Annotated in this window: 13 protein-coding genes; 11 read left to right on the plus strand and 2 right to left on the minus strand. The window is 36.0% G+C overall.

Features of this window, described 5'->3' with window-relative positions; genetic code table 11:
- Positions 1 to 57: 57 nt before the first annotated feature.
- Positions 58 to 1,023, minus strand: coding sequence for a ribose-phosphate diphosphokinase (locus HFD15_RS00300; RefSeq protein ID WP_012898422.1), 966 nt, complete (start codon positions 1,021 to 1,023; stop codon positions 58 to 60).
- A gap of 364 nt (positions 1,024 to 1,387) precedes the next feature.
- Between HFD15_RS00300 and HFD15_RS00305 the strand changes: the two genes are divergently transcribed.
- From HFD15_RS00305 to HFD15_RS00355, 11 genes are all read left to right on the plus strand, one after another.
- Entirely contained in the window at positions 1,388 to 2,533 is a 1,146-nt protein-coding gene (locus HFD15_RS00305; protein WP_010906169.1) for a hypothetical protein, read from the plus strand.
- Between the two features lie 282 nt (positions 2,534 to 2,815).
- Entirely contained in the window at positions 2,816 to 5,137 is a 2,322-nt protein-coding gene (gene pnp, locus HFD15_RS00310) for a polyribonucleotide nucleotidyltransferase (RefSeq protein ID WP_023189772.1), read from the plus strand.
- Positions 5,138 to 5,345: 208 nt separating this feature from the next.
- The gene (locus HFD15_RS00315) at positions 5,346 to 6,116 is read left to right on the plus strand and encodes a hypothetical protein (protein WP_167593479.1); all 771 of its coding nucleotides are present in this window, start codon (positions 5,346 to 5,348) and stop codon (positions 6,114 to 6,116) included.
- A gap of 106 nt (positions 6,117 to 6,222) precedes the next feature.
- Entirely contained in the window at positions 6,223 to 6,822 is a 600-nt protein-coding gene (cysE, locus tag HFD15_RS00320; protein ID WP_003132365.1) for a serine O-acetyltransferase, read from the plus strand.
- A gap of 13 nt (positions 6,823 to 6,835) precedes the next feature.
- Positions 6,836 to 7,429, plus strand: a complete 594-nt coding sequence (locus tag HFD15_RS00325) for a TMEM175 family protein (RefSeq protein WP_058207880.1) — start codon at positions 6,836 to 6,838, stop codon at positions 7,427 to 7,429.
- A 12-nt stretch (positions 7,430 to 7,441) separates the two neighbouring features.
- A complete protein-coding gene (gene cysS / locus HFD15_RS00330; protein ID WP_058207881.1) occupies positions 7,442 to 8,788 on the plus strand; it encodes a cysteine--tRNA ligase in 1,347 nt (448 codons plus the stop codon).
- Complete coding sequence (locus tag HFD15_RS00335) at positions 8,781 to 9,182, plus strand: Mini-ribonuclease 3 (RefSeq protein WP_058207882.1); 402 nt, start codon at positions 8,781 to 8,783, stop codon at positions 9,180 to 9,182. The genes cysS and HFD15_RS00335 overlap by 8 nt, the downstream gene beginning before the upstream one ends.
- Positions 9,183 to 9,297: 115 nt before the next feature.
- Positions 9,298 to 9,666, plus strand: a complete 369-nt coding sequence (locus HFD15_RS00340; protein WP_014570710.1) for a DUF1033 family protein — start codon at positions 9,298 to 9,300, stop codon at positions 9,664 to 9,666.
- 132 nt (positions 9,667 to 9,798) lie between these two features.
- The gene (locus HFD15_RS00345; RefSeq protein ID WP_017864952.1) at positions 9,799 to 10,374 is read left to right on the plus strand and encodes a hypothetical protein; all 576 of its coding nucleotides are present in this window, start codon (positions 9,799 to 9,801) and stop codon (positions 10,372 to 10,374) included.
- Positions 10,375 to 10,746: 372 nt separating this feature from the next.
- Positions 10,747 to 12,624, plus strand: coding sequence for a tRNA uridine-5-carboxymethylaminomethyl(34) synthesis enzyme MnmG (gene mnmG / locus HFD15_RS00350; RefSeq protein ID WP_015427015.1), 1,878 nt, complete (start codon positions 10,747 to 10,749; stop codon positions 12,622 to 12,624).
- A 169-nt stretch (positions 12,625 to 12,793) separates the two neighbouring features.
- Positions 12,794 to 13,498, plus strand: coding sequence for an HAD family hydrolase (locus tag HFD15_RS00355; RefSeq protein ID WP_012898414.1), 705 nt, complete (start codon positions 12,794 to 12,796; stop codon positions 13,496 to 13,498).
- Between the two features lie 10 nt (positions 13,499 to 13,508).
- Here the strand turns inward: HFD15_RS00355 and HFD15_RS00360 are convergent, their stop codons facing one another.
- Positions 13,509 to 14,057 (minus strand): hypothetical protein, encoded by a 549-nt coding sequence (locus HFD15_RS00360; protein ID WP_012898413.1) that lies wholly within the window; start codon positions 14,055 to 14,057, stop codon positions 13,509 to 13,511.
- Positions 14,058 to 14,068 lie beyond the last annotated feature (11 nt).

A 14,068-nucleotide genomic window follows, 5' to 3' on the forward strand; every position in this document is an offset into this window, starting at 1 on the left:
ATACCAACTTAGTGTTGGTATTTTTCAATTGCTTAAAGTGTTTCTATAAGAATTCCTTTAATCTTGAGGTTTTTCATGTTCAAAAAGTGGAGAAACTGGACGTCCTTCGTGGATACGAAGAATAGCACTGGCTAAGTATTCAGCTGCACTCAAATATTTTACATTTAAAGGTTTGCGATGGTTTGTCACAACAGAATCTGTGACCAAAATTTCTTTGATATCTGCTTTTTCAAGAACATCAGCGGCTCCGCTAGTAAATAATCCGTGGCTGGCAACTGCATAAATTTCACTTGCTCCCGCTTCGCGTACAACATTTGCAGCGTTGGCAAAAGTGACCCCAGTGTTCAAAATATCATCGATAAGAATAACTTTTTTACCTGAAACATTACCGATAACATATCCGTTTTCACGGTTTTTGTCATCATCTTCATAGTCAACAATGGCAATTGCTGACTCTAAGTATTCAGCAAGTGAGCGTGCACGTTTAATCCCAGAATTTTTTGGTGCAACAACAATCACGTCATCACCAAATAATCCACTCTTACGGTAGTAGTCAGCAAAAAGTGGGACAGTAAACAAGTTGTCTACAGGTATATCAAAGAAACCTTGTACTTGGACAGCGTGAATATCGAGGGTTAATAAGCGGTCAGCTCCAGCTTTAACAATCATATCAGCAACTAATTTGGCTGTGATTGGTTCACGAGAAGTCGCAGTACGGTCTTGACGAGCATATCCAAAGTATGGGATAACAACGTTAATTGTACGAGCAGAAGCACGTTTACATGCGTCAATCATGATTAGTAATTCCCAAAGGTGATCGTTAACAGGGCAGCTTGTTGATTGAACAATAAAGATGTCTTGACTACGGACACTTTCTTCCATGTTAATCATAATTTCACCGTCGGAAAACTGTTTTGAAGAAAGTTTTCCTAGAGGAACTCCTGTAAACTGGCTAATTTTCTCAGCAAGACCAGGGTTTGAGTTTAAGGCAAAAAGCTTTAAGTGTGAATCAGAGTAAACCACGATTTCTCTCCATTTTCTTTTATGAAATAATATAGTTCTATTTTAGCAAAATAATGGTGATTTTCATAGTCTATATCTGTAAATATCTTTGTGAATTAATCTGAAAATAAAATTTGAGAGTATTTTGAATAATTCTTTCAAGCAAAAAATTATTTCACAAACTTAAAATTCTAATAAATTAAAAAAGCGCTTTAATGCTTGATGTATAAGCGATTGAAAACATTTTCAAAAAAACGAGAATGTAAAGTTTGTGAAAGTTCGTGCAAAGTCTTGCGTTTACAAAAGCGAAGTGTTACAATGGTTCTGTAAGGTTCGTGAAAGGTAAGTGTTACGAACAAATTATTTATTTTTAGGGGAATTAAAAATGAAAAAAACAAAAGTGATCTCACTTCTTGCAGTTTCAGTACTCTCAGTTTCTTTACTTGCCGCTTGTGGAAGTAATAACTCTTCAAGTAGCTCTGATAAAAAAACAGAACAATCATCAAAAGCAGAAGTTTTTGCTGGTGCAACTCAAGGAACAAACAACTTCTCTGATTTGCAAAAAGGCTTTGCTAAAAATGGAGCTTGGTTGAATGCAACTAAAGGTGATATGGATGCTTCTGGGAAAACTTTGACTGTTGAAGGTCTTTTCTTAGGTGACGGACAAGTCGCTCGTAAATTGGCAATCTACAATCAAGATAGCAGCCACAAAATTACTGACCGTTATACTTTGACAGTTGATAAAATTGAAGTGAAATCTCCTGGTTTCTATATTTCAAATGGTACTGTTAAAGGGAATGTTGATGTATTTGCAACTGGCTTCCACGGACAAACTGGTACAGGTGTTGAAGGACAAGCAACAATTGATGGTAACTTGACTTTTGCTAGCCAAGACCTTCTTGATGCTTACAATAAATTACCAGATGCTCAAAAAGTTAAAGTAACTGGTACAACTTCAGTTGTTAAAGGCGATGTTGTTTCATTCAAACCTGGTGGAATTACAGCTGGCGCTCACGGAAATGTAACTTATTCATTTGAAGGAAATGGTACAGATACAGAAACTGGGGCAACAACTGGTACTGCTGATGTTTCAGTATTGAAAAAAGCACTCGGTAAAAATGGTGCTTGGCTTGTAGCTACTAACGCTGATGTTGATGCTTCAGGTAAAGACCTTACAATTGATGGTACTTTCCTCAATGAAAAATCAGCTGTTCAACGTACACTTGCAATGATTAAACAAAATGATCAACACCAAGTCACTAAATCTTATACTTTGACAGTTAAACGCTTGATTGTTAACTCACCTGCTTTCGATCTTGAAGGTGGTAATATCAAAGGTGACGTTTATGTCGGTAAAGATGCTTCAATTATGGCACGCGACATGAAAGGGACTGATGGTCAATCAATCCAATCTGAAATCACTGGAAATCTTTACTTTGCAACTCAAGAACAACTTGATACTTACAAAGCTCTTCCAGCTGCAAACCAATTTAAAGTCTCTGGCGAAGTTGCTGTAAAAGCCGCTAACTAATGAACTAAAAATTGTCTAAAAGGCTCTCTATGAGTCTTTTTTTCTTACTTAAAATATAGTATAATGGGACATACGTGTAGTTCTATACAAAAGTGAATCTGTCAGTAAAAATGTTACTGACAGAAAATAAAAAAGTTTTGTCAGTGAAAAATTACTGACAAGAGGTTCAGTAATGACAGATTGATTTTTGTTTAGAAAAACATAAAGCTAAAATATATTACAAAAGCAGGAGACTGGACTGTTAGAGAAAGTTCATAGCATTTCAAGTCAAGGAGAAAAACATTGGCAAAAGAAACATTTTCAATCGAATTTGCAGGTCGGACATTAACTGTTGAAACAGGTCAAGTTGCAAAACAAGCAAATGGTGCTGTTGTTGTACGTTATGGAGATACAACTGTTTTAACAGCCGCTACAATGGGTAAAATGGCTACGGGTGATTTCTTCCCACTTCAAGTGAACTATGAAGAAAAAATGTATGCTGCTGGTAAATTCCCAGGAGGTTTCAACAAACGTGAGGCTCGTCCGTCGACTGATGCAACATTGACTGCTCGTTTAATTGACCGCCCAATTCGTCCTATGTTTGCTGAAGGTTTTCGTAATGAAGTTCAGGTAATTAATACTGTTCTTTCTTATGATGAAAATGCTTCTGGTCGTGTGGCAGCAATGTTTGGCTCTTCTTTAGCGCTTGCAATTTCTGATATTCCATTTGATGGACCAATTGCAGGTGTTGAAGTTGCTTATATTGATGGAGAATATATCATCAATCCAACTGTTGCGGAAAAAGAGGCATCAAGTTTGGAGCTCTCTGTTGCGGGAAATATCAACGCAATCAATATGGTTGAATCTGGGGCCAAGGAACTTTCAGAAGAAGTGATGCTTGGTGCACTTTTGGCAGGACATAATGCTGTTAAAGAATTAATTGAATTTCAAAATGAAATTGTTGCAAAAGTTGGAAAAGAAAAAGCTGAAGTTGAACTTTTGCATGTTGATGAAGATTTAAAAGCCGAAGTGATTGCAGCTTACAATTCAGATTTGCAAAAAGCAGTTCAAATTGAAGAAAAATTGGCGCGTGAATCTGCGACAAAAGCAGTTAAAGAGGCGATAATTTCTGTTTACAGTGCAAAATATGAGAACGATGAAAATCTATCAATCATTTTGCGTGATCTTGCTGAAATTCTTGAAGGAATGGAACATGCGGAAGTTCGTCGCTTGATTACTGAAGATAAAATCCGTCCTGATGGACGTAAGATTGATGAAATTCGCCCGCTTGATGCTGAAATTGACTTTACCCCACGTAATATTACACATGGGACAGGTTTATTTACTCGTGGTCAAACCCAAGCTTTATCAACATTGACTTTGGCACCAATGAATGAAGCACAAATCATTGATGGTTTGAATGATGAATATAAAAAACGTTTTATGCATCATTATAATTTCCCACAGTATTCTGTTGGGGAAACAGGACGTTACGGGGCACCTGGACGTCGTGAAATTGGTCACGGAGCGCTCGGTGAACGTGCTTTAGAACAAGTATTGCCTTCTTTAGAGGAATTCCCTTATGCCATTCGTTTGGTCGCTGAAGTTTTAGAATCAAATGGTTCGTCATCACAAGCTTCAATCTGTGCAGGAACACTTGCACTGATGGCTGGTGGTGTACCAATCAAAGCACCAGTTGCTGGGATTGCGATGGGCTTGATTTCTGACGGAACAAATTATACTGTTTTGACAGATATTCAAGGGCTTGAAGACCATTTTGGTGATATGGACTTCAAGGTTGCGGGAACTCGTGACGGGATTACTGCACTACAAATGGATATTAAAATTTCAGGAATTACACCAGAAATTCTTGCCGAAGCTCTTGCACAAGCAAAAACTGCACGTTTCCAAATTCTTGATGTAATTGAAGCAACAATTGCACAACCTCGTGAAGAGTTAGCACCTTCAGCACCTAAAATTGATACAATTACAATTCCTGTCGATAAGATTAAAGTTGTCATCGGTAAAGGTGGCGAGCAAATCGATAAAATTATTGCTGAAACGGGCGTAAAAATTGATATTGATGACGAAGGACTTTGTTCAATTTTCTCTTCTGACCAAGCAGCGATTGATCGTGCTAAAGAAATTATTGCTGAACTTGTTCGTGAAGCAAAAGTTGGTGAAATTTACGATGCAAAAGTGGTTCGTATCGAAAGTTTTGGTGCTTTTGTAAATCTATTTGGTAAGCAAGATGCAATGGTGCATATTTCTGAAATGGCTTGGGCTCGGACAGAAAATGTTGAAGATGTTGTGAAATTAGGTGACACTGTCAAAGTTAAAATCATGAAAATTGATGACAAGGGTCGCGTAGATGCATCAATGCGTGCTTTAGTTGAGAAACCAGAAGGTTATGTTGAACCTGAGCGTAAACCAAGAGAACGCCGTGAAAATGGTGACCGTCGCAAAGGTAACGGAAATAGTAACCGTGGTAATGGTTTTGACCGTCGTAATAATGACCGTAATAATCAGGGAAATAAAGTTGGAAACCACAGTTTTGAGCTCCGTGAACGTAAATCACATATTGATGAAGAGTTTCCAGAACTCTCAACTAAAAAACCAGAATAAGCTCAATCATAAAATGGAAAAGCTGTAAAAATAGACCTTGAAATAAAATAAAATTTACTGATTAAAATGCTAGCCTATCCAGAAGTCATAGATGGCTAATGGATAGATGATAACCGAAATGTGATTATTCATGCTTGGATTTCTGTCAGTAAATTATTTGTTTATTTAGCTTGTAAATAATCACTGACAGGTCTGTCAGCAAAAAAATATGTCAAATTATAATCTCAATCCAGAACTAGATGAACGTTTGCGAGTTTCATTAGCAAATCCAGGCTCATTTATGGAAGACCTCTCATTGGTCTATGCTTTTCATCAATTTCCAGTATTGGCACCAAAATCAGTTTTCTTTGTTCCGATTGAAGACCATAAGACACTACCTGTTTTTACAACAGAAGAAGAACTTGAAGTTTTCCTGTCAGAACTGACAGACTTTGAGACGGAATGGGAATTGCACTCATTAATTGAAATTTTAGACCAATTAATGGAAACGGATATTGATATTTTAGCAATCAATCCTAAATTACCTCAAGATGAAGATAAAGGCAACACCGTTTACTTTGGGACACCAGAATTAATGCAATTTTTAGTTCATTATACTGAAATTTTGAATAAAGTTTTTAGTCCGGAAAATCTTGAGGCTGAACAAAGAGAAAAATATTATTTCGTTCCAGCTTTCGTCACAACAAGTGGTCAGAGAACTTTCCCTAATCTAATCAATCAGGACAATGAAGAATATCTTCCTTTGTTTGATAATTTAGATAGTTTGGCTAAATGGCACAATGAAGCCTACTTTAGTCAAGCCTTTAAGGAAAATAATGGACAAGTTCTACTTTTGAAAATTGATGAATTATTAAATGGAGAAGATGAAGCCATAAATGACTTAGGAAAAAGCCTAGGAATTACTGTAAATCCTTTGGACTACTCACAAGAAGAAGTTCAAAATTCAATGGTCACTTGGGAAGAATTAACAAGAGATTAAATCAATTGAAAGCTTGATTTAGTCAATTACACGTTTTTGAATCAACAAGGCCCACAATGCTTATGGTATAATTTACTATAAGTATTTTTTAACGAAGTAGGAAAAAATGAACGAAAAAAAGAAAGGTTTTTGGTCTGAAGCAATTCGAGTGACCAAAGAAAATGATCCGGCAGCTAGAACTGCCCTGGAAGTCTTTTTGACCTATCCAGGAGTAAAAGCTCTTGCAGCTCACCGAATTTCACATTTTCTTTGGCGTCATCATTTGAAACTTTTGGCTCGGATGCACTCACAATTTTGGCGATTTTGGACTCAAATTGAAATTCATCCAGGAGCAGAAATTGCCCATGGCGTCTTTATTGACCATGGTTCTGGATTAGTTATTGGCGAAACTGCCATTGTTGAAAAGGACGTCAAGCTTTATCATGGAGTTACCTTGGGGGGGACAGGAAAAGATAAAGGGAAACGTCATCCAACAATTAGACAAGGGGCATTAATTTCTGCCCATTCTCAACTTTTAGGTCCTATTGAAGTTGGAGAAAATGCAAAAGTAGGGGCGAGTGCTGTTGTGGTAACAGATGTTCCGCCAGAAGTAACTGTTGTTGGAATACCTGCAAAAGTTGTTCGAGTTAAAGGTAAAAAAGATGTCGAGCGCATCACAAGCCTTGAAGAAAAAAGAGAAGCAAGCTATCATTCATCACATTTGTGAGGAGAAATGAGAAGTGAAAAAGAGAAAAGTAGCCATTTATGAGGGACATTTACTTGCAACTTTAAAATCATTTACGGATGCTGTTATGTCTATCATTGCAACGATTATGGTTTTAGAAATTCCTTTACCAAAACTTATTGGCAATAATCAGTATGATTTTCGTGAAACAAGCAGCTCACTCATTATTTTCTTTGTGAGTTTTCTGGTTGTTGTTTCTTATTATTTTCAATTTAGTAAGTTCTTTGGACGCATAAAGAAAATAAGTGGTTGGCAGATTTTTGCTTATACAATTTTTCTCATGCTTGTCTCACTTTTTCCCTTTATGACCCAAATTGATAATGGAATTCATCCCGCATACTTCACAATCATCTATGTTTTATATATTATTGTGACCTCACGGTTTGCTTCTTTGCTTATCAAATATACTTACCGCCTGAATGAAATAATAATCAGCAGGCATCAGTCACGTAAAACTTGGGATTTGATTGTGATGTCTGCACTTGCTATTGTGATTTCGAGTATTGGATATCCTGCTTATACGGGGATTCCATTGCTCTATTTACCAATACGTTCTCTTATCACCTCTATTGTTTATGATGAAGATTAAGAAGGAAATAGAATGAAAATATATAATACTTATAGTCGACAGCTAGAAGATTTTCAGCCGATTGAACCTGGAAAAGTAAAAATGTATGTCTGCGGACCGACCGTTTATAATTACATCCATGTAGGAAATGCTCGTTCTGTTGTTGCTTTTGATTTGGTTAGAAAATATTTGGAATTTCGAGGATTTGAAGTTCAATATATCTCTAATTTCACAGATGTTGATGATAAAATTATCAAGGCAGCAGCTAATGAAAATATCAGTACTAAAGAACTTTCTGAACGTTATATTGCTGCTTTTTATGAAGATACTGATGCTTTAAATGTTAAAAGAGCCAGTCAAAATCCGAAAGCAACAGAATTCATCGAAGCGATGATTGAGTTTATTCAAGAACTTGTGGATAAAGAATTTGCTTATGTTTCTCAAGGAGACGTATATTTCCGTGTATCTAAATCTAAAGATTACGCTAAATTAGCGAATAAAAATCTTGCAGATTTACTTGCAGGGGCTTCTGGACGTACGGATGAAGAAACAAAACTTAAAGAATCACCAGCCGATTTTGCTCTTTGGAAATCCGCAAAAGCTGATGAAATTTCTTGGCAAGCGCCCTGGGGATCTGGTCGTCCGGGCTGGCATATTGAATGTTCAGTCATGTCAACCTCATTATTAGGCGAAACAATTGACATTCATGGTGGAGGAGCAGATTTAGAATTTCCACACCATACAAATGAAATTGCACAATCTGAAGCAAAAACTGGGCAAAAGTTTGTTAATTATTGGATGCACAATGGATTCGTAAATGTCGATGGTGAAAAAATGTCTAAATCACTAGGCAATTTCACAACTGTTCATGAACTCCTTCAAGTAGTTAATCCACAAATTTTACGTTTCTTTTTAGCAACTACTCATTATAGAAGACCAGTCAATTTTACTGATGATGCACTGACAGAAGCTGAAAATAATATCAAAAAAATTGAAAATGCTTATCGTCATTTGGATGAGCAAGCTGAGTCTAATTTGTCAGCACTTACGACTTTCAGAAATGATTTTGTTGCTGCCATGGATGAAGATTTCAATATTGCCAATGGAATGACTGTTTTTTATGACTTTGTTTCTTGGGTTAATAAAGGAAACGGTGGGCCTGAGGTCAAAGAATTTTTTGACCAAGTTTTAGAAATTTTAGGGATTAAATTTAAATTTGAGCAAAGTTTGGACAGCGAAATTGAAGCCATGATTGATGCAAGACAATTGGCACGAGAAGTCCGTGATTTTGCGAAGTCAGATGAAATTCGTGACGCTTTGAAAGCTCAAGGGATTGTTCTTGAAGATACAAAAGACGGGGTACGGTGGCATCGTGAATAAGCAACAAGCAGAACTTTTGAATGGTATTGCATTGGCCTATATTGGGGATGCGATTTATGAGGTCTTTGTGCGTGAGTACTTATTAGATAAAGGCCTGACAAAGCCCGCCATGCTTCAAAAAAATGCAACGAAATTTGTGTCAGCTAAAGCACAAGCAAAAATTATTTCTGCAATGGATGAAATTGATTTTTTGACTGAATATGAATTGACTTATTTTAAAAGAGGGCGCAATGCTCATTCTAAAACGACGGCCAAAAATACCGATGTTGTTACTTACAGAATATCAACGGGTTTTGAAGCTGTTGTTGGAATTCTCCATTTAACGCAACAAAAAGAGCGACTTCAAGAATTTTGGGATTTTTGCCTTAAAACAATTGAAGCAGATCTGGTTTAAAGTTTATTAATTACAAAGATCAAAGTATTAAGCAAATTATTTTAAAAAAAGAAAAAAATCCGCTAGAATAGGTATGCAAAGATACAAAGAAAAAAATCAGCGGAAAGAAGAAGAGATGTATAGAGTAGTTACAATGTACGGCACCGATGAACCATGGTGGTTCTTCGACGGCTGGAAAGAAGATATAGTTTCAGTAGATGAGTTTGATGATTTTTATAAAGCTTTAAAATATTATAAAAAAGAATGGTTTGAAATGGCTGAGAATTTTAAAGAATTCACTAGCAAGTCTGGCTTGCAAACAGCATTTTGGAAAAATGGAGATGAAGAATGGTGTGAAGACTGTGTAGGTTATTTACAGCGCTATCACAGCATTGCTTTGTTGGAAGACTGGCATGCGATTCCGCTTGAGAAAAAGCGCTCAGGTTATAGTAAAAAATCTGGAGAACTCCCAGAACGTTTCTGTTCCATGAAAACTGAAAATTAAAAAATGAGAAAGTTTACTGACTGAGTAAGCTTTCTTTTGTTCTGATAGAATAATCGTAAGCATTTCATTGGTAAGAAACTTGAAATTATATTATAATTATTTTATAATATAAATCTAATGTTAGGAGGCGCTATGAAGAAACCGTTAATTATATTAGATGGATTTTTAATATTACTTATCGCAGTTCTTGGACTGGCATTATTTCATAATGTTCAGGAACAATCTAAAGAGCATTCACTATCGAATTCAACAGCAAGCACACAAAATTCGACTGAAAATAAAACAGAAACAAATAATACAGGAATCAAAATAAACACCAAAGAAATCAAAAAAGAAAATTTTATAACACTATCAGGTCTTTGGAAGAATAGCTCAATTGCTAAGAAAACTAAAACTCTTGTTATTTCAGGTCCTTCGGCAACTTTTGAGGGTCAACAATATGACTTAACTTTGGAAGGAGTGAGTTCTGAAAATGAGCTACCTTATTTGAAGTTGATAGGTGAAGGAATTAACTCAGGGAAGTTTATAGGTATTTATCCACAAGGGAGTGCTATTCCAGTAAGATTAGCTAATGGTAAAATTGATTACGCAGGTCAATATGATCCTACTGACAAGAAGAAAGATCGTATCATTCTTTTTAATGATTATATGTCTGCTCAAGATATCATTGAGCAAGTTTTATACCGTGAATTGGAAGAAATCTTTTAAAAACAGCCTAAGATTTAAAATGATAAGAAAATAGTCTTGAAAAAATGTTTAAAATGAGTTAAAATATCATTATCTTAGATAAGAACTCGATGGTCAAAGCTCGGGAAAATATGACAAGAGACTTTTAAAAGTTACTGACAGAAAAATCAATTGTGATTATTTTCTGTCAGCAACTGATGAGAGGATTTTTTGACATATTTTTCACAGCTTTGGCTTTTTTATTTGCAAAATATTTACTGACAGCTTTTAACAAGGCTAATTAAGGGCTATAAAAGCTGTCAGTAAAAGAATGATTAATAACTCTGTCAGTATTTTGCAAGAACTTTTATCAAAATATAAAGAAAGGCGAATTTAAAAAATTCGTAGTAAACAATGAATTTTCAAGAAAATTATGATGTTGTTGTCATTGGAGGAGGACATGCAGGGGTTGAAGCTTCACTAGCAGCTGCACGGATGGGCTCTAAAACACTACTCATGACGATTAATCTTAATATGGTTGCCTTTATGCCATGTAATCCATCAATTGGTGGCTCAGCTAAAGGAATTGTTGTCAGAGAAATTGATGCGCTCGGTGGTGAAATGGGTCGCAACATTGATAAGACTTATATTCAAATGAAGATGCTTAATACCGGAAAAGGTCCAGCAGTTCGAGCTCTTCGTGCTCAAGCCGATAAAGATGAATATGCCGCTTCAATGAAGAATACAGTTTCTGACCAAGAAAATTTGACACTCCGTCAAGGAATGGTTGAAGAACTTATTCTTGATGAAGAAAAGAAAAAAGTCATCGGAATCAAGACTTCGACAGGAACTAAATATGGTGCTAAGGCAGTAATTATCACTACAGGAACAGCTTTGCGTGGTGAAATTATTATTGGAGAACTTAAATATTCTTCAGGACCCAATAACTCTCTTTCATCAATTGGTCTAGCAGATAATTTACGTGAAATTGGATTTGAAATTGGTCGTTTTAAAACCGGAACTCCTCCACGCGTTTTGGCAAGTTCTATTGATTACGACAAAACAGAAATTCAACCAGGTGATGAAGCGCCTAATCATTTTAGTTTTATGAGCTCTGATGAAAATTATCTAAAAGATCAAATTCCATGCTGGCTCACTTATACTACTGAGAATAGTCATACTATTTTGCGTGATAATTTACACCGAGCACCACTTTTTTCAGGAATTGTTAAAGGAGTAGGGCCACGTTACTGTCCTTCAATAGAAGATAAAATCACTCGCTTTGCTGACAAACCTCGTCATCAACTCTTCCTTGAACCAGAAGGACGAAATACAGAAGAAGTCTATATCGGTGGACTTTCAACTTCAATGCCTGAAGATGTCCAATTTGATTTAGTTAAATCAATTCCAGGACTTGAAAATGCTCAAATGATGCGTCCGGGTTATGCTATAGAATACGATGTGGTGATGCCTCATCAACTCCGTCCAACACTTGAAACAAAATTGGTTTCTGGACTATTTACAGCGGGACAAACCAACGGGACCTCAGGCTATGAAGAAGCAGCAGGGCAAGGCTTAGTAGCTGGAATAAATGCAGCACTTAAAGTTCAAGGAAAGCCTGAATTTATCTTAAAACGTAGTGAAGCCTATATTGGGGTAATGATTGATGATTTGGTAACTAAGGGAACGCTGGAACCATATCGTCTTTTGACATCACGTGCAGAATACCGTTTAATTCTTCGCCATGATAATGCTGACCGCCGTTTGACTGAAATTGGCCGTCAAGTGGGCCTTGTTTCAGATGAACAATGGGAACATTACCAAGCAAAAATGGCTCAATTTGACCGTGAAATGAAACGATTGAATTCAGAAAAACTCAAACCTTTGCCTGACACACAAGAAAAATTAGGAAAATTGGGCTTTGGACCAATTAAAGATGCGCTGACCGGTGCAGAATTTTTGAAACGACCTGAAGTTCACTACAATGAAGTCATCGATTTTATCGGACAAGCACCAGAAAAGATTGACCGTACTGTCATTGAATTGATTGAAACTGAAATTACTTATGAAGGCTACATCAAAAAAGCAATGGACCAAGTGGACAAAATGCATCGCTTGGAAGCGAAACGAATTCCTAAAAATATGGATTGGGATAAGCTTGACTCAATTGCTACTGAAGCCCGTCAAAAATTCAAAAAAATAAATCCAGAAACGCTGGGACAAGCGAGTCGGATTTCAGGGGTAAATCCTGCTGACATCAGTATTCTCATGGTTTACCTTGAAGGAAAATAATTAAAAATTAAAATTTTACTGACAAAAAGTTACTGACAGAAAATTTTTGGGAGAGTCCTTGTGTTTTGGCATTGAGGAAGCAACTTAAAATTTTCGTCAGTAACTTTTTTTCTTGTGGAATACTTTAAAAGTTGATAAAATAGGCTTAAAGAAGGAATGAGGGAAATAGATGACAGAAATAAAAAATATTATTTTTGATTGGGACAATACACTTTTCCCTTTTAAAGAAAAATATTGGGAATTAGCTCACCGCCAACTTTTTTCAGAACAATTAGGACCATTTACTGACCAAGAGCTCAACCGTTTCATGGAGAAATACCATGAATTTGATGAATTGCTTTGGCCACAAGTCCATCAAAGAAAAATGACGATTGAAGAGCTAAGAGAAGAAAGATTAAGTTTGACTATCGAATATTTTGATTTGAAAGTCGATGAAAATTATCTTACAGGCTTTTTCAAAAAATTCTTGAATAGATTGTTTGAATTGATAGAGCCTGATGAACAACTCATCCAAAATCTAAAAAACCTTTCCAAAAACTACAAACTTGCCCTATTAAGTAATGGGGGTCATGTGGAGCAGAGAGAAAAATTACGTCGTTCTCAAGTTGAAAAATTATTTTCGGTTTACATCTCTGGTGAAACAGGCTATCTGAAACCAGATGCGCGTGCCTTTAAAAACGTGCTCACCAAAGAAAATTTCCAAGCGTCTGAGACTTTAATGGTTGGAGATCTTATCGAACATGACATCAAACCCGCCCAAGAGTTGGGAATGAAGACAGCATATATTGGACCTGAAAAAGAAACGATTGCTGATTATGAATTTACAAACATTCAAGATTTTTTTGATTCATTTATAGAAAAAAACGGTGATTAACCGTTTTTTATTATTGGACTAGTTTTAAAGAGTCAGCAGCTAAATAAAGTCTGTCAATAGGCTTGTTAGACAACCGATAAATTCCATTTTTGTTAAAAGTAATCTTTTTTTCTTCAAAAGTTTCGTTAGAACTTTCAAGGTAAAATGTAAAATCACCAACAAGATTACCAGTAATAACAAGAGCTATGTCATTTGAACCACGTAAAACCTTTAGCCAACTATTAGAATTTAAAATATATTGGATGCCCGCTTCGTCATCAAAAGATAGAATATGTGAAAATTGAATAGAGGGACAAGTTGTTTTATGATTTTCGACCATTTCCTCAAAAATCGAAATTTCATCATATTCAATCAGCTGGTCAAGAACTTCACTGACCAATTGCGCAGTTAACAAACGGTCACTTGCAGGAATAATTGAATGTTCATTTTCGTTATTTGAACCATCAGTAATATAAAGCTCATGCATTAAACCCATGGCATACATTCTTTTCCGATGAATTGACCAGTTTTTTGTTTTTTTGATATCTTCAGTAAGATGAGTTAAATCTAGTGGAGTCATAGATAATCCTT

Source organism: Lactococcus sp. EKM203L (assembly GCF_011800585.1).
Lineage (GTDB): Bacteria > Bacillota > Bacilli > Lactobacillales > Streptococcaceae > Lactococcus > Lactococcus lactis.